23 protein-coding genes and 1 pseudogene are annotated in these 26,031 nt (G+C 42.2%); 9 read left to right on the top strand and 15 right to left on the bottom strand.

Going from position 1 to position 26,031, the window contains the following annotated elements:
* Positions 1-160 precede the first annotated feature (160 nt).
* Positions 161-1,255: a hypothetical protein gene (locus AU255_RS12460; RefSeq protein WP_080523160.1), complete on the top strand. Its 1,095-nt coding sequence runs from the start codon at positions 161-163 to the stop codon at positions 1,253-1,255.
* Between the two features lie 292 nt (positions 1,256-1,547).
* Here AU255_RS12460 and cydX read toward each other — a convergent pair whose 3' ends face one another.
* The 9 genes and pseudogenes from cydX to AU255_RS12415 form a co-directional block, all read right to left on the bottom strand.
* The gene (gene cydX / locus AU255_RS12455; protein ID WP_080523159.1) at positions 1,548-1,682 is read right to left on the bottom strand and encodes a cytochrome bd-I oxidase subunit CydX; all 135 of its coding nucleotides are present in this window, start codon (positions 1,680-1,682) and stop codon (positions 1,548-1,550) included.
* A 15-nt stretch (positions 1,683-1,697) separates the two neighbouring features.
* A complete protein-coding gene (gene cydB, locus AU255_RS12450) occupies positions 1,698-2,837 on the bottom strand; it encodes a cytochrome d ubiquinol oxidase subunit II (protein ID WP_080523158.1) in 1,140 nt (379 codons plus the stop codon).
* Between the two features lie 29 nt (positions 2,838-2,866).
* On the bottom strand, positions 2,867-3,376 hold the full coding sequence (locus AU255_RS12445) for an aspartate carbamoyltransferase (protein WP_080523157.1): 510 nt from the start codon (positions 3,374-3,376) through the stop codon (positions 2,867-2,869).
* A 16-nt stretch (positions 3,377-3,392) separates the two neighbouring features.
* A complete protein-coding gene (locus AU255_RS12440) occupies positions 3,393-4,952 on the bottom strand; it encodes a cytochrome ubiquinol oxidase subunit I (protein ID WP_080523156.1) in 1,560 nt (519 codons plus the stop codon).
* Positions 4,942-5,184, bottom strand: coding sequence for a cytochrome oxidase putative small subunit CydP (cydP, locus tag AU255_RS12435; RefSeq protein ID WP_080523155.1), 243 nt, complete (start codon positions 5,182-5,184; stop codon positions 4,942-4,944). The genes AU255_RS12440 and cydP overlap by 11 nt, the downstream gene beginning before the upstream one ends.
* A 75-nt stretch (positions 5,185-5,259) precedes the next feature.
* The gene (locus AU255_RS12430) at positions 5,260-5,682 is read right to left on the bottom strand and encodes a phosphate-starvation-inducible protein PsiE (RefSeq protein WP_080523154.1); all 423 of its coding nucleotides are present in this window, start codon (positions 5,680-5,682) and stop codon (positions 5,260-5,262) included.
* Between the two features lie 327 nt (positions 5,683-6,009).
* Positions 6,010-6,600 (bottom strand): HAD family hydrolase, encoded by a 591-nt coding sequence (locus AU255_RS12425; RefSeq protein WP_198942601.1) that lies wholly within the window; start codon positions 6,598-6,600, stop codon positions 6,010-6,012.
* A 52-nt stretch (positions 6,601-6,652) separates the two neighbouring features.
* Positions 6,653-7,531 (bottom strand): annotated as a pseudogene (locus tag AU255_RS12420) (IS982 family transposase).
* A 90-nt stretch (positions 7,532-7,621) separates the two neighbouring features.
* Positions 7,622-8,068: an HAD-IC family P-type ATPase gene (locus tag AU255_RS12415; RefSeq protein ID WP_233144633.1), complete on the bottom strand. Its 447-nt coding sequence runs from the start codon at positions 8,066-8,068 to the stop codon at positions 7,622-7,624.
* A gap of 74 nt (positions 8,069-8,142) precedes the next feature.
* On the opposite strand from AU255_RS12415, the gene AU255_RS12410 reads away from it, so the two are divergent.
* Positions 8,143-8,289, top strand: a complete 147-nt coding sequence (locus AU255_RS12410; protein WP_198942600.1) for a hypothetical protein — start codon at positions 8,143-8,145, stop codon at positions 8,287-8,289.
* Positions 8,290-8,491: 202 nt separating this feature from the next.
* Here the strand turns inward: AU255_RS12410 and AU255_RS20840 are convergent, their stop codons facing one another.
* Positions 8,492-8,740, bottom strand: coding sequence for a transposase (locus AU255_RS20840; RefSeq protein ID WP_233144632.1), 249 nt, complete (start codon positions 8,738-8,740; stop codon positions 8,492-8,494).
* A 44-nt stretch (positions 8,741-8,784) separates the two neighbouring features.
* On the bottom strand, positions 8,785-9,993 hold the full coding sequence (locus AU255_RS12405) for an IS1182 family transposase (protein WP_233144631.1): 1,209 nt from the start codon (positions 9,991-9,993) through the stop codon (positions 8,785-8,787).
* 128 nt (positions 9,994-10,121) lie between these two features.
* Between AU255_RS12405 and AU255_RS12400 the strand changes: the two genes are divergently transcribed.
* Positions 10,122-11,123 carry an IS30 family transposase gene (locus tag AU255_RS12400; protein ID WP_143735920.1) on the top strand — a complete coding sequence of 334 codons (1,002 nt, stop codon included), beginning with the start codon at positions 10,122-10,124 and terminating at the stop codon, positions 11,121-11,123.
* Between the two features lie 357 nt (positions 11,124-11,480).
* Here the strand turns inward: AU255_RS12400 and AU255_RS12395 are convergent, their stop codons facing one another.
* The 4 genes from AU255_RS12395 to AU255_RS12380 form a co-directional block, all read right to left on the bottom strand.
* Positions 11,481-11,960, bottom strand: coding sequence for a PepSY-like domain-containing protein (locus AU255_RS12395; protein WP_080523152.1), 480 nt, complete (start codon positions 11,958-11,960; stop codon positions 11,481-11,483).
* 190 nt (positions 11,961-12,150) lie between these two features.
* Positions 12,151-15,207 carry an efflux RND transporter permease subunit gene (locus AU255_RS12390; RefSeq protein WP_080523151.1) on the bottom strand — a complete coding sequence of 1,019 codons (3,057 nt, stop codon included), beginning with the start codon at positions 15,205-15,207 and terminating at the stop codon, positions 12,151-12,153.
* Positions 15,204-16,319, bottom strand: coding sequence for an efflux RND transporter periplasmic adaptor subunit (locus AU255_RS12385; protein WP_080523150.1), 1,116 nt, complete (start codon positions 16,317-16,319; stop codon positions 15,204-15,206). Before AU255_RS12385 ends, AU255_RS12390 begins: the two co-directional genes overlap by 4 nt.
* Entirely contained in the window at positions 16,316-17,674 is a 1,359-nt protein-coding gene (locus AU255_RS12380; protein WP_158083115.1) for a TolC family protein, read from the bottom strand. The genes AU255_RS12385 and AU255_RS12380 overlap by 4 nt, the downstream gene beginning before the upstream one ends.
* Before the next feature lie 233 nt (positions 17,675-17,907).
* On the opposite strand from AU255_RS12380, the gene AU255_RS12375 reads away from it, so the two are divergent.
* The 6 genes from AU255_RS12375 (at position 17,908) to AU255_RS12350 (ending at position 26,029) form a co-directional block, all read left to right on the top strand.
* Entirely contained in the window at positions 17,908-18,585 is a 678-nt protein-coding gene (locus AU255_RS12375; protein ID WP_080523148.1) for a response regulator transcription factor, read from the top strand.
* A complete protein-coding gene (locus AU255_RS12370; RefSeq protein ID WP_233144630.1) occupies positions 18,578-19,951 on the top strand; it encodes a sensor histidine kinase in 1,374 nt (457 codons plus the stop codon). The genes AU255_RS12375 and AU255_RS12370 overlap by 8 nt, the downstream gene beginning before the upstream one ends.
* 353 nt (positions 19,952-20,304) lie before the next feature.
* Entirely contained in the window at positions 20,305-21,705 is a 1,401-nt protein-coding gene (locus AU255_RS12365; RefSeq protein ID WP_080523146.1) for an MBL fold metallo-hydrolase, read from the top strand.
* Between the two features lie 414 nt (positions 21,706-22,119).
* Positions 22,120-23,154 (top strand): efflux RND transporter periplasmic adaptor subunit, encoded by a 1,035-nt coding sequence (locus tag AU255_RS12360; RefSeq protein WP_080523145.1) that lies wholly within the window; start codon positions 22,120-22,122, stop codon positions 23,152-23,154.
* Positions 23,151-24,899: an ATP-binding cassette domain-containing protein gene (locus AU255_RS12355; protein ID WP_080523144.1), complete on the top strand. Its 1,749-nt coding sequence runs from the start codon at positions 23,151-23,153 to the stop codon at positions 24,897-24,899. The genes AU255_RS12360 and AU255_RS12355 overlap by 4 nt, the downstream gene beginning before the upstream one ends.
* Positions 24,896-26,029, top strand: coding sequence for an ABC transporter permease (locus AU255_RS12350; RefSeq protein WP_080523143.1), 1,134 nt, complete (start codon positions 24,896-24,898; stop codon positions 26,027-26,029). Before AU255_RS12355 ends, AU255_RS12350 begins: the two co-directional genes overlap by 4 nt.
* Positions 26,030-26,031: the final 2 nt, after the last annotated feature.

Genomic DNA, 26,031 nt, shown 5'->3' with positions numbered 1-26,031 from the left:
CTGTCACATTTCATGCATCCAGTCCAGATTATCAAATTAGCAATTACGAGCTTAAATAAATACCTGTAATACGAACGTCATATGAGTCCTATATATTTCCAGGGCGTATCTTGTATTGATGCGCTTTTGATTGACACTTATAAACTCGGAGATATTTAACATGCGGAACTTTGCATTAATAACACTTATTGCTGGATCAATTGCATCGACCACCCCTCTTGTGAGCTATGCTGATCGCAAACACGATGACGATCATGCTGAAAGACATTCTCACATGCATAAACACAGAGTGCTAAAAGTTGCCTTGTGGGGTGATGAATTTTATAACGATGATCCTGAAATAAAATCCATTCAGATTGAACAAACTATCCATTCAATGAACAAGCATGATCTTGACTTTACACTTTTTGCCGGTGATACCAAAAATGGCAGCTCAGAATGTACAGACCAAGCAATTGGCCAAGACACCATGGATATTTTCAATAGTCTAGATGTACCAACCCTATATACATTAGGCGATAATGAATGGACTGATTGTCATCGCGAAAGCAATGGCTCGATGGATCCACTTGAGCGTCTTGCTTATCTGCGTACTACTTTTTTTAGCGCAAATAAAAGTCAGGGTAATCACCCTATCGATGTTGCCCGTCAAGGCGTATTAGGCCAGGCCTACTCCGAAAATAGCCGTTTTGTAAAAAGTAATGTTGAGTTTGTCGCGCTGCATATTCCAGGTAGTAACAATAATCTGGTTGCTACTGAAAAACAATGTACAAAAAAATCACTACGCGATCAAGCAGCTTGCGATGCAGCCAGTGCAGAATACGCTGACCGTAATGTACAAAATATTGCCTGGTTAACAGAGTCATTTGCGCAAGCGAGAGATAATAATAATGTTGCTATTGTAATTTTGATTCAAGCTGATATCTACTTTCCATTTGAGTTGAGCGATGGAATATATCAAGAAGAATTCCTTGCTCAATTAGACGAAAATAATGGCTATACAGATTTCTTTAATACATTGCTTGCTGAAACACATAACTTCGAGGGGCAAGTACTCTTAGTTCATGGAGATTCTCATTATTTCAAAATTGACAAAGCCATGTTTAATGACGACGGCACTTTAACTGCTAATTTTACCCGCGTTGAAGTGTTTGGTAGCAAGGAAAATAGCTGGATTGAAATGACAGTTGATCCATCAAGTGAAAATGTATTTTCTTTTGCGCCGGTCATTTTAAACCAAGCAGTCAATCAGTAGCTATTTACTACAGCACTGATTAAAAAATCTGTTACCTGTAGTAATCAAGCATGAGGTAATAGGATAATTCCTGTTACCTCTACATTCTTCAACAATAGAACATATATTCAAAAAGGTTAGAATCGATTGCTATTTGATTTCCTTTTGATTCCTTTATTGTCCCTTGCATCAAGCCAATGGTGACAGGATTTCAGCCACACAATAAAAACGGATGCATTCTCTTTTAGATGTCACTGCATGCAAAAGTGACGATATAAAAAATATGCTGCGTTTTCTACAAGTAAACGTCTATTTATTTACGCAGACTATCGCAGGATTCATCGATACCATGCGTATCGATATCGCAAACTGACTCCAGCCACATTGCGTTGATAATGGCAAATGCAGATGCAAAACCGACGCCGAGTATCCAGGTGAAATACCACATTGTGTTGCTCCTTAATCAATAAAGTGTATGAGAATCTTTTATTACTTTCGCTTCGGTAATACTGCCCCAGATGATTTTGTATACCCAGCGAGTATACAAAAGCACAATCGGCAAAAAGATCACGGTAATCCAGAATGACAACAGCATCGAAGAGTAGCTTGCGCTGGCATCCCATAAGGTTAAACTTGAACGCGGATCGACAGAAGAAATCAGCAAAAAGGGAAATAAGCCAAAACCGACAGTCAATAACAAACCGATGATACCCACGCAACTGCATAAAAAAGCACCTTTAGTCGATTGATTTTTACCTAGTAACCAGGCTAAAGCCAAACCGGAGAATGCCAAGACAGGGGCTAATATCATCCATGGATACGTCTGGAAATGTTGTGCCCAACCGGAACCGATGGCAAGCACAGATTTGTTAAGCGGATTAGACGGTGCCGCTGTGCCAGCCATCTGCGTTATTTCAGGACGGTCAATTCCGATAAAAACCCAGGCTGTTGCAGCTGCCAGCGCAACTAAAAGTACTGGACCAATTTTTGCAACAGCACTCTGAGCACGCTGATGCAGCACGCCTTCGGTGCGCCATTTCAGAAACAGGGCACCATGTAAGCTGGTGATCAGTAATCCAATCACTCCGCACAACAAGGCAAATGGACTTAGTAAAGCCAGAAATGAACCCTCGTAGAACGAGCGTAAATCCGCATCAAGGTGAAACGGTAATCCCAGGATTAAATTGCCGACTAACACGCCAAGCAAAAGTGGTGGCACAGTGCCACCTATAAATAAGCCCCAATCCCAGGCATTGCGCCAGACTGGGTTTTCTATCTTGCCACGGTAATCAAAGCCCACCGGCCTGAAAAACAATGCAAACAACAGCAACAGCATGGCTACATATAACCCGGAAAATAAGGTTGCATAAACGGGTGGCCAGATCGCGAAAATAGCACCGCCGAGTAACACAAACCAGACCTGATTGCCCTCCCAGGTTGCACCGACAGAGTTAATAATTACGCGCCGTTCAATATCGGTTTTGCCCAGTAATGGTAACAAAGTACCAATGCCAAAATCGAAACCTTCAGTCAAGGCAAAAGCGATAATGACAATACCGATAAACACCCACCAGATCAGGCGGATAGATTCATAATCAAACATAGAGTATTCCTCGTTAAAGGTTGAAGCCGTTAAGGCTGCTGACTGTGATGCTGAGCATGTCCACCGGGCATCGCATGGCGGGCATGATCACTAAGCTGCGCATCAAAATAAACATGTATTGCGTCAATCAGTTTCGGCACCTTGGTGCGATATTCTATTTCACCGCCTCGCTCAAGTTCACGGTACACAAAGTGTATTTGTTCTGCATTCTGGCTTAATATCTTGACTCCAGGCATATTATCACCATGAATCCGCCTGGGTCCGGAAAAGTCACCTTGAGAAAAGTGCAGAGCAATCTCGGACAAATGCTTACGGATCAGGGCTATTTGTTCGACATCCTTAGCATCCTTGGCAAGCACTTGTTGCAAACCACCTTGTTCGGTTTTAGTAAAAATATGCAGCGTTTTATCGAGATTAAACGGCATGACTTTACTGCCCCGTTCGGCGACCTCATTCAATCGATCTGGTGCAGGCGTTTCAACAGCATGAGCCAACGCTGTACTTAGCGTCAACAACAAAATTAAGCTGATTTTTTTCATGTGTACATTCCTATTTTTAAAGTGTGTTCTGCTGTTCAAAATAATAACGACCGGTATGCAAACTGCTTGGCCCAAGGCGCACATATTTGAGCATCAGATACAATTCGATCACTAATAGCACGGTATAAAACAGCGCAAAACCACCGATACTGAACCATAGTTGTTCACTACTGACACTGGAAACGCTGAGATGCGTGGGCAATACGCCGGAAATCGTCCAGGGCTGGCGACCAAATTCGGCAACAAACCAACCTGTTTCGGCTGCAATCCAGGGTAAAGGAATTGCCCACACTGCCATACGCAGCAACCAGCGTTTTTGATCGGCAACCCGCGTTGCGCAATAATAAAAGGACAGTGCAAAAATAAACAACATGCTAAAACCGCAGGCGACCATAATCCGGAAGGTCCAGAATAGTGGTGCAACACTGGGAATAGTATCGTCAGCTGCTTTTTCGATCATCGCTGCATTGGCATCTGTCACATTTTCGGTATATTTTTTCAATAGCAAGCCATAACCTAAATCTGCTTTATGTTCATCAAAGCGTGCCCGTGTGAGTTCTGTTTTGTCACCATTACGCAGATTTTGCAATTCGCTGTAAGCGACTATACCGCTTTTAATACGTTGCACACTTTCCACACGTAATTCCTGTAAACCTTTCACTTCCTCGCTAATAGAACGGGTCGCGATCAAACCCAGTATATAGGGAACTTTGATGGCGTAATCAGTGCGTTGCTCTGCCTGATTAGGCAAGCCAATCAAAGTAAAACTGGCAGGGGCTGGTTCAGTTTTCCATTCAGCTTCGATAGCCGCCAATTTCATTTTCTGAACTTCACCTTCGGTGTAACCACTTTCGTCACCCAGAACAATCACCGATAGCACCGAGGCCAAACCAAAGGCTGAGGCAATGGAAAAAGAACGACGCGCAAAACCAATATCGCGCTTATTTAACAAATACCAGGAACTGATACTCAATACAAACATGGAACCAGTTACGTACCCGGCCGCTACGGTATGTACAAATTTAACCTGTGCTACCGGGTTAAAAAACACATCAGGGAAACTGGTCATTTCCATGCGTAGCGTTTCATAATTAAATTCAGCGCCAACCGGATGTTGCATCCAGCCATTAGCAATTAAAATCCATAAGGCCGACAGACTGGTACCTAAGGCCAGTAACCAGGTCACCGTTAAATGTTGTACTTTGCTTAATTTATCCCAACCAAAGAAAAACAAACCCACAAAGGTCGATTCCAGGAAAAATGCCATCCAGCCTTCACTGGCCAGTAACGGCCCGAATATGTCACCAACATAATGCGAATAATAGGCCCAGTTAGTACCGAACTGAAATTCCAGAGTTAAACCGGTCGTCACGCCCATCGCGAAGTTAATTCCGAATAACTTACCCCAGAATTTGGTCATATCCTTATAAACTTCACGCCCAGTCATGACATAGACCGACTCCATGATACCGAGAATAAAGGTCATACCCAAAGTCAGCGGCACAAATAAAAAATGATAGAGTGCTGTCAAACCGAATTGCATCCGGGACAGCATGACGATATCTTCACCGATCATGTTGAGATTCCTGTTTTGGTTGAGATGAAAGACCAGTAGAGCTATCTATTGGTGCAGACGGTAAAGCGAAGTGTTGAGCAATATCCGGGGGCTTATCTGGCCTATCCTGCCAGCGAAAAATCAGAAACCACAAGCCAGTTAATAAAACAACTTTGATTATCAGGGCCATACCAATCTGCCAGCGTAGTAAGCTGGATTTCGGTAATATTTTTTCACTTAAGGTATCCGTCATAACCCGCTCCGCACAAACAAAAAATCGCATGGAAAATGTACATTATTCTTGTAAAAACGTGATTCCACCTTGAATCTAACCATTATCAGACGGCGGTTTAGGCATAATTCGAGTCGCTATTGCCAGGAGCAAAATCGCCGCGGAGATCAATAAAATTTCCTTATCAGCCTGATGATGTATCTGAATATCAGCAATCAAAAACCGGGATAACGCAGTAATCGCAATAAAGATCAAACAACGCACTGGCATGGCGTTAGTTTTAAAATAAATCCCCACCATGGCACCCAGTTCAAGATAGATAAACAATAATAAAATATCACCGATGGTCGCATGTCCATGGTGAATCATGGCAACATAAGCGATCACTGCAGACCAGACAATACTTGCTCCGATCACAAACAAGGCAAGATAATGAAAAACTTCAATTAATAAACTACCCACCTCGTCAGCTAGCTGCTTAACTTTATTGTGCAGCCAATTAAATTCTTGAAGTTGCATAATCGTATCCTGTAGTTTTTAATCAAAAAGAAAGCCATATGCCTGATATTGCAAGTCAACTGCCTTGGATTTTCCGCTTAACATAGCAAGAAAAGCTTAGCTTCCAAGCTACTGTGCACAATACATTAGAAAACAATAATATTCAAATTATAATTTCCCCACGTGCTTTCTAAGTCTAATTGCGCAGCTCAGAGTATAGCCTGCATAGACCAGGGCCCTGACAGAAATAAAATCTGTAAATAATTTGAATGTTTATTTAATCTATTCTCGATTTGGCTAATTTTTTGCACATGACGGTCATCCGATTTGTTTATACTTTATATGAAGTTAGCTGTGCAAGGAACCTTTAAGCTGTCCAAGAAAGCGACTATGGCGTTGGATTCTATACTCCAAATGTCGGTAAACCAATAATTTCAAGCCATCGTCAATAAAAACCCAAAATAGACAGTAAGCCCAGATTAACCCGATATATTCCCAGGAAGTCGGTGTCACAAACCAGCCGAATCCAGCGATGAGTGCCGCGATGATTTGCGTGCTAATAATGGCAAATAAGAGTATCGGTGCAGGATACGGACCTACCAGAAAACTATTGCGTGTTCGAGCAACAAACAGAGTCAGATGACCAGCAACAGCAAGTTTCAGAAAAATAATGGTTTGTAACTGATCAATACTGAGATGAGAATGATTACGCGCAATAATCAATAATAAAAAAGTTTCCGCAACACTCAGGACACCCAACACGCTTGCAATGGTCAATACCTTGCGCATATCCCAGCGTACAGGTGTGGGTGATAACCAGGTATTATCCTTGGCAATGGTTAAAATAGGTAAATCATTCAACAAGGCCAACAGGATGATCATGACCGCAGTAATAGGATAAAAGTTGTAAATCAGTATCGCTGTCACCATAAACAGCATAATCCGAATGGTTTCGGTGATACAGTAAATAACCTGAGTTCGGGATAAGACGTCATAACAAAGGTAATAAATCTTCTCTACGTAAGTTGAGTGCAGGCTTTTTTTCCTGGTAAGAATAAGCAACTAAACAAGCAACAATATTGATCATATAATTCGTAAGCGAACGATGTCTAGAGTGCTCAAGCTGAAAAATATTTTTAAGTTGATCATTGATAGTTTCAATAATGCTACGCTTTCTCAATAAAAGTGCATCAAAAGCAGCTATGACTCGTGGTTTCATATTTTTCTTGAGAGTTGTGATTAACTCAACATCATCGGTTGCTAAAAGTTCAGTGAGTTTTTTAGAAATATATCCTCTATCGCCAAAAAGCTTTCCAATCAGATTTTTAGCCAATTTTGGTACGGGTTTACGGTCATCAACATTCCCTTTCGTGATTGAAAAAGAAAGTATTTCCCCTCGATCATCCACAATAATGTGTAATTTAAACCCATAGAACTAGCCCGTAGAAGACTTGCCTCGTTGGGCCACATCTTTGAAAGTTTTATGGCGCGGAATACGAATATTTTTACAAACGCAAAGGGGTGTTGAATCAACAAATGCAATACCTTCACTTCGGCCACAACGTGTTTGCATAAAAGCCGTTAAAGGACCGATAATATCGGGCAATAATTCAATGAAACGGTTATAACTCGGCACCTTTGGGAAAGCTTTAGATAAGTTTTTGGGCAAGTAGCGTAAATAAAACCATTTAAATGTGTCATACCCTGACTGATGATAGTAAACAATCAAAGTAATTATTTCACTGGGGCTAATGCAACGCTTTTTCCGCCTTTTCTTTTCACCGTTTTCTATTTGGGTTTTCTCCCAGTGGGGTAAAAAGGTTTTACAAAAATCATCTACATCACAAAATAATCGGGTTAAACTTAGCATTGGGCAGTCTTAGAAAAAATAAATTCTTGGTTGTTTCTATTTTTTCAGATTTTCAAAAGACTGCCCACCTTTTCTTATCCCGAACTCAGGTTAAATAGCATAGGCATTCATGCGTTCGAAAATACGCCTGGCTTCTTCAATCGCATCAATAATCACACTCAGGCCAGTTCCTGTTAATACTAAGTCAGCAGCGGCACGCGCTGCATCGGTCGCACCGGAAACGGCAATCCCGACATTGGCCTGTTTTAAAGCAGGCGCATCATTGACGCCATCTCCCGTCATGCCGACTAAGTGATTATTAGCCTGAAAATCTTTTACCAACCAGTATTTATGTTCTGGAAACACTTGAGCAAAACCATCGGCACGCTCAGCAGCCTGCGATACAGTGTACACAATATCTTCATTATCTTTGGCCTTGATAATCTGATCGGCCAGTAGAATATTTTGTCCCAAACCCAGCTCTCCAGCTATTTGTTTGGCAATCGCAATATTATCCCCAGTGACCATTTTGATATCAACACAGTGACTTTTGCTCACACTAATTCAAACACGAACCATCAAACCGCTACCTTTCGTCCTGGTAGGCGAAGAGTATTGGCGTAAGGCTTTTGATGTCGATTTTGGTTGCTGAAGGCGTGATTGATATTGAAGACAGGGACTTATTCTGGTACGCAGAAACGGCACAGGAAATCTGGGATGATATTTTAAACTGGTATCACACAAACGGTGAGTTGCTGTATCCTGACTGCAGTAAATAAGGAAAAAGACGTTTATAACTTGAACAGGAGTAAAAAAGCTTTAGCTTTTTTCGTCATACACAGCAATAGCTAAAGAAGCTATGAAAGTATTCATCACTAAATCCCCATTTTTTTAAAACAGGGCCTATTTTGCAAGCTTTTAAAGTATATATTTCTAAAAATGGCGTTTTTTCTTAGAAAAAAGTCCTTTTTCCCACTATTTTTAAGCATATTGGCTGTTTTTTAATTTATTTTTTTGTCGTTGGACGCAATAATCCCTTAGAAAATCGACGCCGAGCAGGTTTATTACGCGGACAAAGTTATAACCTAAGACCATTAAACCAAATTCACCACCGCATTTTTCTAATCCACGCATCAAAAAGTGATTTATGCCTGCTCGGTGTTTTAATGTACCAAAAGGGTGTTCAGCTAATGCCGCTCGCTGACGCATTTTATTGGGATTTTTTACCATACGTTGCTTGTGGTGGTCAACGACTTCTTCATGCCCCCAACGCTCTATTTGTTTTGATTTTGTTTTTCACTCAGACATTTTTTTTGCAAAGGACATTCCGCACAAACAGCGGCATCGCTTTTGTAACGAATATAGTTTTTGCCACCTTTTTGCAAAGGCTTGCCTCGTCGAGTCAGTTTTTCATCTTGAGGGCAAACATAGCAATCTTGCTCAGTATCATATTCAAATTGTTCACGGGTTAATCGTCCTTTTTCAGCCATGCGCCTAGACTTATCAGGGACAGGGACATAAACCGTGATATTTTGATCTTCACAGGCTTTTATTTGGCTTCCATTGAAATAACCTGAGTCCCCCAGGCCATCAAGATTTTCTGATTGCAAAATGCTCTGAGCCTTTTCCAGCATCGGCGCAAGCTGCTGCATGTCATTACCGTCTTGCACCACGTCCTCGGCAACAATCAAACGGTGTTTGTTATCAACAGCGATTTGAACGTTATAGCCCGCCACCGTTTCTCCGCGTTTGGTCAAAAGCCGCGCATCTTCATCAACTGTAGAAATTTGCTTTTCACCACGGTCTTTTAACTGTTGCTGCAACGCTTCTTTTTCTGCCTTTTTCTGTTTGATTATCGCCAGCTTTTCAACCAAGTTGTTACCTTCATTTAACGAGTCTTGATCTAATTTATTATCGGCAGTATCCTGTTTATCTAGTTCATCTTGATATTGGGTGATTTTCTTTTCCAATGCCTCAAGCTGTTTTTTAAGCTTATCCTCGGTGTAAATACCTTGCTTACTGACGTCGCCTTTAAAAAAACTCCCATCCACCGCGACTGTCTCTCCACCAAATAAGGACAGTTCTTTACATAGCAACAAAAAGTCACGATTAGCCGCTTTCAATGCCGTACTATTGCTTTTGCGAAAATCGGCAATCGTTTTGTATGTGGGTAACAATCCTTCAACTAGCCACATCACCTCCAAATTACGTCGAGTCTCACTTTCCAATTTGCGACTGCTGCGAATCCCCTGCAAATAACCATATAAATAGAGTTTTAATAAAGCAGCAGGATTAAAAGGCGGTTGTCCTGAAGTGATAATAGTTTCGGTGTGCTGAAATCCTAGTTCCTTAACATCTAATGTATTGACATAAGCGTCAATCGCACGCACAGTATTATTTTGACTGACATAATCCTCAACACGCGAAGGCAGTAACATTTCTTGCTGACGATTGAGGCTGGATTGGTAGCGACGAGTAGTCATTATTTCAGTTTTAGATCTATTTAATGATTCTAATATCCCGAATTCATATAATAACTGCAACACCTCTTTAAAGGGTTAGATGGTATAGTTTCCGTCGACTAAAACCTGAAACTAAAAAGAGGTGCTCAATGAACACGTTTAACCATCTAACCCAAGAGGAAAGATTTTACATTTATACGCAACTAAAACAAGGCGTTTCTAAGAATCAAATAGCCATCACATTGGGGCGTCATAAATCGACTATTGGACGTGAAATTACGCGTAATACAGGTCAAGGTCAGTGTGGTTATCGTTACAAGCAAGCTGAGAGAATAGCTAAACAACGCCATATTGATAAGCCCAAAAACATCAAGATGACGGCTGAGTTACAACAGATAATAACGCCTTTAATCAAAGAGAAATGGAGCCCTGACTGTATTTCAGGACGCTTAAAACAACAAGGTAAGGACTCCGTCAGTCATGAGACTATTTACCGTTATATTTTAGCTAACAAAGCAGCCGGTGGCGATTTGTATACTTATTTGAGGCATCAAGCCAAACCTTATCGTAAGCGATATGGAAAAAATGATTATCGCGGAACGATACCCAGCCGTGTTGATATTGATGAGCGACCACAAGTGGTTGATGATAAAACGCGTTTAGGTGATTGGGAAGCAGATACTGTTATCGGTAAAGGACATAAAGGCGTATTGGTGACGCTGACTGAACGGGTCTCAAAGCTCAACTTCGCCATCTCAATTGAGCGTAAAGAATCTGAATTAACGAAAGAGGCGATTATCAATGCTCTTGAGCCTTTTAAACGTTGGGTTCACACGATTACCTTTGATAATGGACGTGAGTTTTGTGGGCATGAAGCCATTGCAAAAACACTTGACTGCGGCACTTATTTTGCCAAACCGTATCATTCGTGGCAACGAGGTTTAAATGAAAACCACAATGGCTTATTAAGGCAATACTTCCCTAAAAAAGAACCTTTGGATAAGGTAACTCAAGATGAGGTTGATAGTGCCATTACAGCACTTAATCATCGTCCAAGAAAAGGGTTAAATTACAGAACTCCATGGGAAGTATTTTGCCAAATAACGGGGGTTGATATAAATAAATCACAGGGTGTTGCATTAATTGCTTGAATTCGCGTATTATATCGCATTAAAGTAAGTGAATACTTTCACAGTCTCTAAAGTTATTGCACTCCTTATCAAATGTCGAAGTTAATAAATACTCATTCCTAAGTGATATTTTTATTCAAAAATTAAGTTAAAGTTGCAACAAAACACACAAAATATTGTGCTTTGTTGCACAGCACATGAACTCTAAATACTCTAAAAGCACCATTCCCGAAAGCTTGTCCCATGAATCTATATCTATGAGTGCAGGAGATATTTCTGCTAAAAACAACAGGAATAGCGAAGTTTTTATATTAGAGAGTGAGTCGTTTGAGATTGGTATAATGTCAAAAATATCAACGTCAATCGCCAAAACCAGGTTCAGTCTTTTTTATCGGATGCTTTGTCATCTTCGTCTTCATCTTCTATATCGCCGGATGCCAATACTTTAAACTCAACAGATTTACCATCCACATCACCCTCTATATCAAAATAGAAAGCCTGTACGCTTTCTATTTCGGTTATCTTGATTTTAGGATAATCTTTCTTAATCGCATTTTGTGCCGCAAGCGGTAATTGTTCGAACTGCATAAGCTGTTCAATTTCCATTATCTGTCCATTGTCTGCAAAGGTAATATCCTTACTGATACCGTCATTTTTACTTTCTATTTCATATTTAGTAATACCCTCATCCTTAATTGCTTCGACCTTGTTGATACTACTGCGCACCAAGTGTTTCAAAGCGGATTCCTGAACCTTCTGTGGAAGTTTTTCAAAACTTATTTCACTGCTTTCTTCGGCAAAAACAGCGACTGAAAAAGTTAAAGCGGCACATGTTGTGATGAATAGTTTCTTGTACATGATTTTTCCTGTTGATTGATGATATTAAACGCTTATGGACTACTACTTTATGCAAGACACTAAACACTACAATAGGTAATGTTCCGTTTTAAGTTAGTAGCCTGCATTTTAAAAGGCAGACTAAAGTTCTGCGCCCCATTTTGCTCAAGTTATTTCGTGTATATTCCTAACTGAACTTTTATTTTCTTTTTTACTGTTCAAGTATTACATTGGACTCTCCTATCATATTAGAAAAGATTCTCAGCAGTGCCGGCAATAAAATAAGCACCAATGGCATCTGCACAATCAGCCCGGAAACAATGGCAACAGCGAGAGGTTGCAACATTTCAGAGCCCGCACCAATACCCACTGCCAGCGGCATAAGTGCCAGAATGGCTGCTACCGTCGTCATGGCAATGGGACGCATACGGTTATTACCTGCGGTAATCATGCGTTGAATGCCTGTTTCTGAATCAGCTAGACTTTGATACTCGGAATAATAAAAAATACTCACCTCGGTGACGATACCGATAACCATAGTCATCCCCATCATCGCGGTGATATTTAACTCTATATTACTCAGCCAGAGACCGATAAATACAGCTGCGACTGCGGATAGCGTTGTTAGCATCATAGACAGCGCAACATGAAAATGTTCATATAAATAGAGTAACAAAATAAACACCAGTGCTATTGCAGCAATAAAGACGATCATCAGATCATGAAAGGCGATGCGTTGTTGTTCGTATAATCCCCCTAATACATAATAGACATCGTGCGTTAACATGCCAGGTTGATCCAGTGTTGTAATCACATCAGCAACAGTAGAGCCCATATCCCGACCACTGATACGCGCGGTAACAGCTACCATGCGTTTTAAATTATCACGGGAAATTTGCGCTTGCCCGTTTTCTGGCGTAATTTCTGCAATCCGTTTTAGTGGCACCCAATGTCCATCTGGCGCTCTAATGCGTAAGTGTTGCATAGCATTCATCGTGGAGCGTTCGTTTTCAGGTATCCAGACACGCAGATTAACCATCTTGGGACCTTCCTGTATTTGCGTGGTGATGGTTCCGGCCAGGTAATTATTCAGCGTCTGTTTGACCGCATCAGGGCTGAGCCCTTCCAACGCTGCTTTATCACGCAACACCCGAATATTCAAAGCATCGCCCGCAGGAATTACGCCATTATTAAGATCCACAACGCCCGGTATTTTCTCTAGCTCCAGGGCGACTTTAGTCGCTAATTGCGCTAATAACTCCCCGTCATTAGCATATAATTTGACTTCTATCGGTTGTGGAACGGCTGTTAAATCACCGATCAGGTCTTCCATCAGTTTAGCCAGTTCAATTTCCAGCCCAGGAACCTGCGCACTTACCTGGTCTCGAACATCGTCCATAACTTCATCCAGACTACGTCGCGGTAACGGTGTTAAACGAATAAAAAAATCACCTTCATTCGCTTCGGTAATATGCCCGCCTAAACTATTACCTGTGCGTCGTGAATAGGTTTCAACTTCAGGAATCTGACGTAAAATAGTCTCAACTTGTCTTAGTAAGCGATCTGTTTCAGAGACAGATGTTCCCGGTGCGGCGCGGTAATCCAGAATAAATCCACCTTCATCCATCGAGGGCATAAATCCCGACCCCGTTTGTTGCCAGCTAAAAAAGCCAGCAGCTAACAAGGGTAACAGGCCGAGCAAGACAAGCCAGGGTCTGGGTAATAGAGACTGCAACAAGCGTTGATATTGGTGATGAAACCAGCGTGTCATCCTGCCATTTTCTTCCTGTTCGGTGTCTTTTTGCGTTAGGGTATATGCCGCCAGTAAAGGTACAGCCAACCAGGCAATGATAAAGGAAATGAATAAAGCGGATGCCATGGTAATCGACAAAGCCTTAAAAAAGCTGCCGCTGACGCCGGATAAAAAAGCAAGAGGCGCAAAAATAATAATCGTTGATGCTGAAGATCCCATCAGTGGTTTGCTAAATTCATTGGCGGCTAAATGAATCCTTTCTAAGTAAGTCCCTGATGCTTCGCGCATACGCCGAATAATATGCTCAATCATCACAATGGCATCATCAATAATCAGTGCTACAGCAGCGGCCATGCCCCCCAGCGTCATAATATTAAAGCTAAGTCCCAGAAAATTAATGATGAGAACAGTAGCCGACAAGGCCATTGGCACAGTAATAGCCGCAATCAAGGTGACCTTGATATTGCGCAGAAATACTAGCAGAGTCACAATGGCTAAGCCCAAGCCAATCAATAAGGCCTCTCTGACACTCAATGCAGAGGCCACAATTAAGTCACTTTGGTCGTACCATTTAGCGATTTTAATATCTGCAGGTAGTTTCTGTTCGATAAGTTTCAGTTGGGTTTGTGCATGATGAGCAATCTCAACGGTACTACTGCCGGGTTGCTGGTTAATTTGAAACAATACCGCATCACGGCCATCAGCAGTAATGCGTTGCCATTGAGGGGCGGTAGTTTTAACCACTTGTGCAACATCTTCAAGAAAAACCAGGCCATTCTGACCACTACGTAGAATAGTCTGGCTTATTTGTTCTGAATTTTGTAACTGAGTATTGGCGAGTAGCAAATATAATCTATAATTTTGCTCCAGTTTCCCCACCGCCTGAATGACATTAGCGGCTGATAAGGCGCCTGCAATATCATTCAAATTTAAACCTAAGGCATTAATCCGTGCGGGATCAACAAGCACCTGATATTCCGCGACCGCACCACCCAGTACATCGACTTTAGCGACACCTGGAATTGCTGATAAAATGGGTCTGATTTGATACAGTGCCATATCCCGCAGTTCAACCAGGCTATGTTTAGCGGACACCAAACTATAACCTAACACAGGAAAGACCGTGGGATCCATGCGCTTAACGGTAAATGCCAAGTTAGCCGGGAGTGTTGAACGAATTTGATTAATCGCTGAGGCAACCTGCAACATCGAAGATACCATGTCTTCACCCCATTTAAAGTTAATCGCAATATCTGCACTACCGCGACTGGTTGATGAGCGCACCGTTGAAACACCTGGCACCGCACGCACTGCTTCTTCAACTGGCCAGGTTACCTGCACTGCCATACGTTCGGCTGGCATGTCACCGGCATTTAGGTTAACAACAACTCTTGGAAAGGTAACCTGAGGAAATAAACTAACGGGCGTGCTGTAAATAACAAAGAATCCTGCCATAGCGAACAAGCTAAGTGCAAACAAAATGGAACGACGGTGTAAATGAGCCCACTGCGTCATTGTGTTGCTCCTTGCTTGTATTGGGTGCTGGGTAGCGCTGATACCTGCATACCTGATTCTAGTTCATAGTTTCCTAATACCACGACTTCATCCAGTTCCTTTAAATCAGGCGCTATGACTTCAATCTGAGTGTTATTTTCCAGACCTAGCTGTACTGTATGTTTAATCGCCCGTCCATTTTCAACGCTAAACAAACTGTATCCACCATCATCGGGAAGAACCGCTTGTCTTGGAACCAAAAACGCATTGATTGAGGCAATAATAATCTGACCTTGGACAAAATCATTGATCAGCAAAGTTTGATTTAACTCCGGCCTGACAAAAACATTGAGTAAACGGGTCGTTGGGTCGATTTGATGAGTAATAATTTCGATACGTCCTTTTACCGGTTCTGAGACAGGCGTATTAACCGGTGTGATCAACACTTGCTGATTAACTCTTAGATGTTCATGGTCTTCCGGTTCTATACCTAAGCGCACCATCCATTGGCTTTGATCAACAATTTGTAATAGTGGAGCGCCAGCAGCAACAATTTGTCCTTGCTGAACGCTGACCAGATAGACGATACCTGCGTGCTCCGCCCTGATGTGTTGTTCATTAGCAATACCCTGGTCGGCCAGATTTTTGAGCATAACCCTAGCTTGTTCAATACGTAATCGTGAGGTCACCATGTCCTGTTTAGTTGCCAGTTTCAGGTTTATGCGTTCCTGCAATAGCTGATTTTCACGAGTTGCAGCATGCAATTCACTTTGCGCTTGAGCTAATTGCAACAGAGCGCTAGCGCCAGGCTTCAGGGTTAATAATAGATCATCTTGCTGCACAATCTGCCCCTGATTTACCTGTATCATATCGACTTTACTGATATAGGGCACACTCAGGGTTATCAACTTGTCTGGCAACGGCAAAACGACACCATAGGCACTGAGAGTTTCTTTTATTTCCCCTTTATGTAGCTTAATTGTTTCAACTTGAGCCACAGGCCCCGGCTCGGGAATTGAAACTTTCAGACTGTTTAAATCTTGCGGCTCAGACAGCCAGTAAAGCATGGCAAAGCCGACGGACAAAATAAGTAAAATAAAGATAACGAGGAATTTTTTTGAATAGCGTTTCATAAGACTTGTCCTTGAAAATCTGTAGGTATCCGGTAAAGCCCGCTGGCTATTTCCAAAGCGACTCTTGCCTGGGTTAATTGTAATTTTAAGCTTAGAAAGTCAATTTTTTTGTTGGTTAGAGTATTCCAGGCAACATAATAATTGAGTACATCAACCTGACCGGTTTCGATAGCAGACCGATAGGCTTTGACCAGTTTCTCTAAATCGGGAATAGCATGAGCAACTGATTGAATTTGTTGATTTGTCGAGCTGATAGTCACCAATAATTCAGCAATATCGGCTCTCGCTTGAAATATACGATTACTATATTGATCAAATAATTGTGCGCGCGTCGCTCGTTCCAATGCGATTTGGCCTTGATTGTGGTCAAAAATGGGCAATGTCATTGCAATACCGAACCCCATGGTGTATAGATTACTGTTGTCTAAAGCATGGTTGAAGCCGATACTGATTTTTGGAAATTGTTGTAATACAGCGATATGCACCTGTTCTTCCTGACTTTCATAGCCTTGTTTCAGAGCTAATAAGTCGAGTCGCCGACCTTCGATGTTGCTTATTAAATGCACATAAGCTGGAAGGCGAATATGGTTTGCTAACTGAATAGCTTGCTGTAGTCTTACCGTTGCATAGGGTTTTAGACCCAATGCTCTATTGAGGCGTTGTTGCTGTTGCTTTTGTTGCTGTTCAAGAGCGAGCAGACGAATATCAACCAGATTCTTAGCGGAGACAGCCGCTACCCTTTCCAGTTCAGTAACAAGCCCTAAGCTAGCGGCCTGCTGTAAACGCTCACTATTTTCCTTGAGCCGTAGTGCCATCTCAGTTAATAAACTCTGTTGTTGGTTATAAGCGATCAATTGATAAGTGGCCAATTTTGCAGCTTGCGCGATTTGCCATTCTTGCCAGGCGATCTGTAAATCAACGCTTTGTTGCTGTTTTTCTGCCGCTGCTATTTTACTAGTCTGCCAGATGAGCGAGGTCACTTCCCAGCTAAGACCGATACCAAAAGCATTGTTCATTCCCAAATCAGTGCCGCCAGAAGGCGCTGAAAAACTGTAAGAGATTTGCGGGTTAGGTAATAAACCTGCTTGTAATAATTGGGCATTACTAATAGCATTCTGATTCCTTATCGCGCGTAGCTCAGGGTTTCGCAAAACAGCCAGAATAGCTGCTTCGTCGGGTGATAAACCATCTTTTAAATCAAATTTAACAGGCTGGAGTAAGGGATGATTAATGTTTTGTGCCTGAATGGTCAGCTGTTCAATACTGGGGGGGGGTAATTGTTGTTGAATCTTTTGATCAGTTAAAGGTTGTGCCTGATATTCGGCACAGTTGGATAGCATAGAAAAAATTCCCATAATCATAACAAGTTTAAAATTTCTATAGCTCATGGCTGTAGCGAGTTCATTTTTAGATTTTCAGTTTGAATTAGATAAATCATCGATTGGGTTAGATTTGTCTTGCAGAGCAATAAAAGCAGACTTCCAATTACCATGAGCAAATCATACAGCAGGCTATCTTGCCAGAACCTTTCCGGAGGATTACCAAATGGTAAGAATGCGTCGCTATAAAAGCGAGTATCATTACTTTTATGCGAATTTTATTAATTGAAGATGATCATCAGGCTGCGGCCTATTTAGTGAAAGGCTTAACTGAAAGTGGTTATGTCATTGACCATGCAGCCGATGGAGAGCAGGGGTTGAATCTGGCATTATGCGAAACTTACGATGTCTTGGTGGTCGATCGTATGTTACCTAAAAGAGATGGTTTATCATTGATACGCATGTTACGTGCTGATGGTAATCAGACCCCTATTTTGATTTTAAGCGCATTAGGTGAAGTGGATGACCGGGTTGAAGGCTTGCGTTCGGGTGGCGATGACTATCTAATCAAGCCTTATGCTTTTTCTGAATTACTGGCAAGACTGGATGCATTAGTACGACGACGTATGGAAACTAAAACTGATACCTATCTCAAGGTTGCTGATCTTGAGTTAAATTTGCTCAATCATAAAGTAAGCCGGGCAGGGCAGTTGATTCGCCTGCAACCGATGGAATTGCGTTTACTTGAATTCCTGATGCGTCATGCAGCTCAGGTTGTTACGCGTACGATGTTATTGGAACAAGTCTGGGATTTACATTTTGATCCCCAGACGAATGTCGTCGATACACAAATAAGCCGCCTGCGTAGCAAAATTGATAAAGATTTCGATAAACCTTTATTGCACACCCTGCGCGGTATTGGCTATAAACTCGATGAACTTGCATAGACTACTTAACTCTTCAGCGATGCGCATTGCTTTGCGCTATGCGGGGATCTATGCCATCTTTATGACGCTAGGGCTCAGTGTTTTATACTGGACCAGTAGTCGCTATGTTGATGAACAAATCAGTGCGGGCTTGCAACAGAGCATGAGTGAATTAATCCGTATTGATACAGAAAAGGGGCGTGATAAGCTTATTGCTACGCTTAATACACAACAGGCTGACAATATTAAACAGCAACGCCACTTTTTGCTACTCAACCCTGAACAAAAAAAAATAGCGGGAGATCTGCAAGTCTGGCCGCAAGAGCTGGCTATAAATAGTCACGTCGTAAATGTCTGGATTGCAGATAAATCGATTTCAAAGCAGGGAACTGCCGATGGCTATTGGCCAATGATTGCTGCAACCTTAAATGATGGCAGCAGGTTGCTATTAGCTCAAAGCTTAGAGCAGGCCGAAGAATTACAGGAAGTAATTCTTTATACTATCATCACTATTCTGCTGGTCTCAGTAGGTTTGGCGCTAACGATGGGCTGGTTTATTGGGCGAACCTTGTTAGCACGCATTGATAAAGTCAATATGACTGCTAAAGCCATTAGCTCGGGTAATTTTTCTCAGCGTGTACCACTAAGCGAGCGCAACGATGAATTTGATGAACTGGCCATACAACTGAATACTATGCTGGTGCGTATAGAGCAATTGCTTACGGGGATGCGGCAGGTCACCGATAATATCGCTCATGACTTACGTCAGCCGCTCTCACGGCTACGTAATCGTCTGGAAATCACTCTATTAGAAAAACGCGATACGCCGGAATACCAGCAGGTCTTAGGCGAAACCATAGAAGATGCTGATGAGTTGATTCGTACTTTTAACGCTCTGCTGGAGATAGCGCAAACTGAAGCGGGAAGTTTTCGTGGTGAATGGCAAACAGTTGATATGAGTGCTTTGCTTGCAGGGCTGGGAGAACTCTATCAGGAACTAGCGGCATCTCAAGGCAAGAAGCTAACAATCAATATACAACAGGGACTCAAAGTCACCGGAAATCATCATTTACTAGCGCAAGCAATAAGTAACTTACTGGATAATGCTATCAAGTATACTGAAAATAAGGGGCGAATTATGCTGAGCGCTAAGCAGCAAGCAAAGAGGATTATAGTGCAAATCAGTGATCATGGCTTAGGCATTCCACTAGAAAAACATGCGCTGGTACTGGAGCGATTTTATCGCCTGGATACTGCGCGCAGCACAACTGGAAATGGTTTGGGACTTAGCCTGGTGAAAGCGGTATTGGAACTGCATGGTGCTACTTTTAAGTTTGAAGATAATAAACCTGGCTTAAAAGTGACTCTTGACTTTATTAATTTATAGCGAGGAAACAGGCAGTACCTGTGATTCATTCTGCATATTTGCCATTTTCATGTAGTCAATCATGCGGCCTTAAAAAGCTGGATTTAATTGCTAATCAGAAAACCCCTGTCTCAATTCTATCAACATATACTTCGCAAAGTGGTACATTAAAAAAGATTAACACCAAGTTTGTATTGGTTTAATTGAAATTGGACCGGTACAGGCCAGTGTTGATCTAAGAACTATTTCTTTTGACCGGAAAAAAAATACAGACCTTAGGGCTTACACAAGGTATATTCTATAAAAACCACACAAACAAAAACAAAATAAGGTCGCATTTTTAAGACTGAGGTATTTAACGAGGAGATATAAACATGAAGCTAGAATTTCACGGCGCAGATCAGGATGTAACAGGGTCTTGTCATCTACTTGACATAGCAGGCAAGAAAATTTTAATTGATTGCGGACTCTATCAAGGGGGGCGAGATCTGGAAGAGGAAAATTTAAAGCCTTTTGGTTTTGATCCTGCCAGTATTGATTATCTATTGCTAACCCACGCCCATCTTGATCATTGCGGTCGCATTCCATTGCTTGTTAAACAAGGGTTTACCGGGGAAATTATTACTACTTCCGCTACTTGTGAATTAGCCCGCGTGGTTTTGCTGGATTCGGCGAGTTTACAGGAAAGTGAAGCCCGTTATAAATCTAAAAAAGCCTCCAGGCATGGCAATAAAAATAAGGTTGAGCCGCTTTATGACAAGCTTGATGCTCTAAACTGTTTTGATTTTTTCGGACGTAAGGCAGGCTACAATCAAAAATTTTCCATTAGTGAAGAAATTCAGGTAACCTTTATTGATGCTGGACATATCTTAGGTTCCGCCGCCATAGTGGTAGACATTGAGCACCAGGGCAAACAGCGAAAAATACTGTTTTCCGGTGATTTAGGTTATAGCGGACGCGCTATTATCAAAGATCCAACGCCACCTCCGCATGTTGATATTGTGGTGATGGAAACTACCTACGGCGATCGCTTACATAAAACGCTGGAACCGACCTTAGAGGAATTTTACACAACGATCAATGAAACCATCGCTAAGGGCGGGAATGTTATTATTCCAAGTTTTGCGCTGGAACGTGCGCAGGAGTTACTTTATTATTTGCGTGAAGGGATAGAAAACGGGAAGTTACCAAGCTATCTTCCTGTTTTTCTTGATTCACCTATGGCGATTTCTGCTACCCAGATTTTTCAGCGCCATCCCGAATGTTTTGATAAAGAGACTTGTGAAGTTTTTAGCTCAGGTCAAGACCCCTTTATGTTTTCTGGTTTACATTTTACTGAAGAAACCGCTGATTCAATGGCGATAAATAATATCGTTGGCGGTGCTGTAATTATTGCCGGTTCGGGCATGTGTACGGGTGGACGCATCACACATCATCTTAAACACGGTCTCTGGAATCGAAAAAATACCATTGTTTTTGTTGGTTTTGCCGCTTATGGGACCCTGGCACGGCGGATTGTGGATGGCGCGAAAACTGTCAAAATTTTTGGTGAAGAAATCCCGGTAAACGCAAGCGTTTTTACTATCGGTGGCTTCTCAGCCCACGCTGATCAGGGTGAATTAATGGCCTGGCATCAACAAACAGGCGATCCGAAAACGACTTTTCTGGTACATGGAGATAAAGAAGTTATGCCAATATTTGCCAAAAAACTTCAAAATACGCATGTCGAAATTCCTGAGTTACATCAGCAGTATAATCTCGAAGAGTGGTTTTGAACGCAGACTGATTATCGTTCATCTGGCTGGAATACTATTTTTTCGGGTTTGAACTTTCGAATCGCATTGTCATTAAGTTGTTATGTGCAGCTGATTCAGAGAAGAATGATTTTTTAATGGCTTTCTTTACCGGGCCTTGGCTACCCGGTAACTAAAGGGATAAGGAAATATATGAATGATTCACTGTTCGTTATCATATGTATCCATTTTTTACAGAGTAGCTCGCCGTATTCTGTTTAAATTCTAGTGTATTGGAAGTTTGGTTTTTTTTCATTGCTTATATTCACTAGCAAGTATAAATATTGGGGTGCAAAAGCCTTTTTTAAAAAGTTTTAAAACTACTAAAATAGGTTCTTGCACGCCAGATATTTATTTTCACTACCCGTCATTTGCTTTCCACAGAGTTTTGATATTATGAAAAAGTCACTTAAAATTATTTTGCTGCTTCTTGTACTAGGAGGTATTACATGGGCTATCTGGGATTTTAATAGCCTCTCAAAAACTGAAGAAACGAGCTTGACGCTGTTTGGCAATATTGATATTCGCCAGATACAGTTGGCTTTTCATGATGCTGAACACATTGCGATGATGGCGGCGAAAGAGGGTGACCGGGTTAAACACGGCCAGTTATTGGCGACTCAGGATTTAGAGCGTTTTCAGTATGCTATCGACTATGCTGAGGCAAAAACTGCGGCGCAACAGCAGGTTGTTAGTCGCTTAGTTACTGGGTCACGCCCTGAAGATATTCGTAAGGCAACGGCCGATGTTAAATCAGCATCCGCCGAGGTGGCATTTGTTAAAATAGAGCTTCAGCGCTTGCAAAAACTGGTGAAAAAGCAATTGACGTCTATTGAGTCTGTTGACCGCGCGAATAAGGAATATATTACTGCACAGGAAAAACTTCATGCACTTAAACAACAACAGGAACTTATGGTCATCGGCCCTCGGCTAGAAGATATTGATGAAGCAAAAGCCTTATTGAAAGCGAATGAAAGCAGTCTTAAACTGGCTAAAAAAATCTGGCAGGATGGCCATCTTTATGCCCCTGCCGATGGTATTATTCAGGATCGCATTCTGGAGCCGGGCGATATGGCCGATAGTCGTATACCCGTTTATACGCTGGCATTAATCGATCCGGTCTGGGCGAGAGTTTATGTGCCTGAAAATCAGTTGGGAAAATTAAAATACGGTATGTCTGCGCGCATCACCACGGATAGCTATCCAGATAAATCGTATCAGGGCTGGATAGGTTTTATTTCGCCAACGGCTGAATTTACCCCTAAATCAGTTGAAACGCCTGAACTGCGTACTCATCTAGTTTATCAAGTGCGAGTGTTTGCCTGTAATCCACAAAATGAATTACGCCTGGGTATGCCTGTTACGGTGAATATTGATTTGCAGGCAGAGCCTGATCAGCAAGCAAAGTCTACTTGTAACACACGGCCATGACGGCTTCTGATACAGGAGAAGACGTTTGGGCAGTTGAAATACAACAGCTGAGCAAACAGTTTACTAATGGTAAACGTACCATTCATGCTTTACAGGATGTTTCGCTTACGATTAGCAAAGGCGAAGTAGTTGGTCTGATAGGACCTGATGGCGCCGGGAAAACGACCTTGCTACGTCTGGTAGCGGGTTTGTTAGTCCCCAGCAATGGCACAATACATGTTTTTGGTCTTGATAGCGTACAGCAGGGCGATGATATTCATCACTTGTGTGGCTATATGCCGCAGCGCTTTGGCTTGTATGAAGACCTGAGTGTTGCAGAAAATCTGAATCTTTATGCTGATTTACATGGTGTGAGTCTTGCAGTTCGACAACAACGCTTTCAGGATTTAATGCGCATGACCGGACTGGCGGCATTTACTCAACGCTTGGCAGGGCGCTTATCAGGAGGGATGAAGCAAAAACTGGGACTCGCCTGTACTTTGCTTAGCCAGCCCGGCCTGTTATTACTCGATGAGCCGAGTGTCGGAGTTGATCCTGTTTCCAGAAGAGAGCTCTGGAGCATAATTGAGCAACAGGTTAAAAGTCAGGGTATGACGGTATTATTAAGTACTGCGTATATGGATGAAGCTGAGCGTTGTCAGCAAGTAGTGATACTGGATGAAGGCGTGTTAGTGGATGCTAACAGTCCGGATTTATTAAAATCTAAAATGCAGGGACATTGTTATCGGGTTAGCCATCCAGAACTGTCTAGCCGCCTGCTGCAAAGTCAGCTGATCAGACAACCGAATATCATTGATGCGGTCATACAGGGTGAAAAAGTGCGTATTATTCACCGTCATCAAGGTTTGCCTGTTTTCACCGGGGCACTGGAAACAGTCGGTATTGCAGCAACACCCCCGCGCCTGGAAGATGTTTTTATTAGTCTGTTAAGAGAGCGCCATCCTGCTGCAAAGGTGGGAAATATTGAACCTTCTCTTAAAGACACTACTTCCATAATTGATAGCACGATTATTCATGTCGAGGGCGTTGATCGTTGGTTTGACGATTTTCAAGCGGTTAAAAAGCTAAATTTTTCGGTTAAACGCGGGGAAATATTTGGTTTATTAGGCGCAAATGGCGCGGGTAAAACGACCACCTTTCGTATGCTATGTGGTTTACTTCCTGCAAGCAATGGAGAGTTACGGGTAGCGGGAGTTGATATACGCCTGGCTCCTGCCAAAGCCCGGTCTCGAATTGGCTATATGTCGCAAAAATTCTCGCTGTATGCCAATTTAAGTGTGCTGCAAAACCTGACATTTTTCAGTAGTGCTTACGGTTTGTCCCATAAACAGCGTGATCAACGAATACAATGGGCTTTACAGCAATTTGAGCTGAGTGTAGATCAGCACAGTGAGTGTACAGATTTGCCTCTGGGCTATAAGCAGCGTCTGGCAATGGCCTGCGCCTTGATGCACGAGCCGGATATTCTGTTTCTTGATGAACCTACCTCAGGCGTAGACCCTTTAGCTAGACGGGAATTCTGGAATCGTACCAACCAACTTGCAGCGAGTGGTGTGACGGTACTTGTTACCACGCATTTTATGGAAGAAGCTGAATATTGTGATCGTCTGTTAATTATGTGTGAAGGCAGTATTTTAATCACGGGAACACCTGCTGAAATCAAACAGCAAGTCAGTACTGCAGCGTTACCAGATCCGACGATGGAAGATGCCTTTATCCAGTTGGTTGAGGCAAGACAGGTATGAACGATAGTCATATTAAAAAGTATATGCGTCTGAAGGGGCTGATCATCAAAGAGTTTCTACAAATCTGGCGTGATCCTAGCAGTCTGGCGATTGCTTTTGTCTTGCCCGTGTTCTTGTTGTTATTGTTCGGTTATGGCGTGTCGCTGGATGCCAGACATGTTCCTGTGGGTTGGGTGATAGACAAAAGCAGCCCTGAAACAGCGAGTTTTACGGCTGCATTTGAGCATTCCGAGTATTTTAACAATAGCCATTATACGCATATGGGTACTGCTGAACAGGCGATGCAATTGAGAAAAATCAGTGCTATTATCCACCTGAGAGCGAACTTTAGTCGTGAGTTATTTAAGCAAAATTCTCCAGGTATTCAGGTGATTGTCGATGGCGTAGATGCGAATACCGCACGATTAATTTCGGGTTATATTCAAGGTGCCTGGAATGAATGGCTGACACACCTTGCACAAACTCGCGGCATATCCATAGTATATCCCGTGATTGCCGAACAGCGGATCTGGTATAACAGTGCCATTCTTAGCAAAGACTATCTGGTGCCAGGGCTGATTGCAGTGATTATGACTTTGATAGGTGCATTATTAACCGCTCTGGTGATGGCGCGTGAATGGGAGCGTGGTACTCTGGAAGCCATGATTGCAACCCCTGTTACTATGGGTGAGGTGCTGGTCGGAAAATTGATTCCCTATTATTTTCTGGGCATGGGCGGCATGTTGCTGTCTATTGCGATGGCAGTCTTTCTGTTTGATGTACCCTTACGTGGTTCGTTTTGGGTCTTGTTGCTCACTGGCAGTATATTTATGTTGGTGACTCTGGGGATGGGTTTGTTAATTTCTATTATGACTAAAAACCAGTTTGTTGCCGGGCAGGTTGCGATTATTACGACGTTTCTACCTGCTTTTATATTATCCGGATTTATTTTTGATATAGACAGTATGCCAATAGCTGTGCAGGCTTTTACTTATCTGGTTGCGGCGCGTTATTTCGTGGCCATTTTACAAACTGTCTTTTTGACGGGCAATGTCTGGGCGATTATTTTACCTAATACGGCTGCCCTGTTATTAATGGCTAGCCTGTTTTTCATATTGGCGATAAAAAAAGCCCCTAAACGTCTGGAGTAATT

It is taken from the genome of Methyloprofundus sedimenti (assembly GCF_002072955.1).
Taxonomy (GTDB): domain Bacteria; phylum Pseudomonadota; class Gammaproteobacteria; order Methylococcales; family Methylomonadaceae; genus Methyloprofundus; species Methyloprofundus sedimenti.
This window is presented reverse-complemented; position numbering and strand designations above follow the sequence as displayed.